This is a genomic window from Bacillus sp. FJAT-26390 (assembly GCF_001682865.1).
Lineage (GTDB): Bacteria > Bacillota > Bacilli > Paenibacillales > Paenibacillaceae > Pristimantibacillus.
The window spans coordinates 1-641 of sequence record NZ_MAQX01000025.1 but is presented as its reverse complement, the minus strand read 5'-3'; the positions used below and the strand labels follow the sequence as shown (position 1 = coordinate 641).

The window sequence follows — 641 nt, the reverse complement described above, 5'->3', positions numbered from 1 at the left end:
TTCAAATCCTGTCTACCGCACCATAACTTACTCTTTGCCGATGTATATAGGTGAACTTAGAAGGTGTCATAACGCACTTTTCTGATAGATGATGCCACTTTATATTCAGATCATAAAAATCTGACTAGAGAGTGGTTTTTTCGTTATAAGTTACTCGAACCGTCCAAACAGATGCATCATTAGAGATGAGGAGCTGTAAACATGAAAATAAACTTAAACTTTACGAACAAGGGACAAGCGGCGATTGGGAAATTTAATAACGAGGAATTGCTTGAGATTTTTGGCCGTTACAGCAACACGTTAATGAAGAAATATTCCATTGAGGTAACGGTGCCTGCTGAAGGCAACGAAGCGATTATCGAAAAAGGCACGCTTTCGGTTTATGTAGACAAAATCGAATGTGATGTTGAGACGTTCTTCAAGGAATTGGGCAGAGATGTTAAGGTGCCTTTGAAGAAAAGACTTACTCCTGAAGACAAGTTGGACAACGTGTTTAAAGCGGAGACGATTGAATAATCGCGCTCAAATATTTTTTGAAAAAAATGCTTGTACTTCAGCTAAATAGCTGATATAATCATTTTTGTTGTCTCAGACAGCATTTGATTTCAAGTTATAAACGGCCCGTTGGTCAAGTGGTTAAG

Annotated in this window: 1 protein-coding gene; it reads left to right on the top strand. The window is 38.2% G+C overall.

Annotated elements, in window-relative coordinates; genetic code table 11:
• Positions 1 to 201: 201 nt before the first annotated feature.
• Positions 202 to 516, top strand: a complete 315-nt coding sequence (locus A7975_RS20975; RefSeq protein ID WP_053372193.1) for a hypothetical protein — start codon at positions 202 to 204, stop codon at positions 514 to 516.
• The last annotated feature ends 125 nt before the right edge of the window (positions 517 to 641 follow it).

What these genes read in the sequence shown, in the direction of transcription:
- A7975_RS20975 (WP_053372193.1), top strand. Translation starts at nt 202, where the DNA reads ATGAAAATAAACTTAAACTTTACGAACAAGGGACAAGCGGCGATTGGG.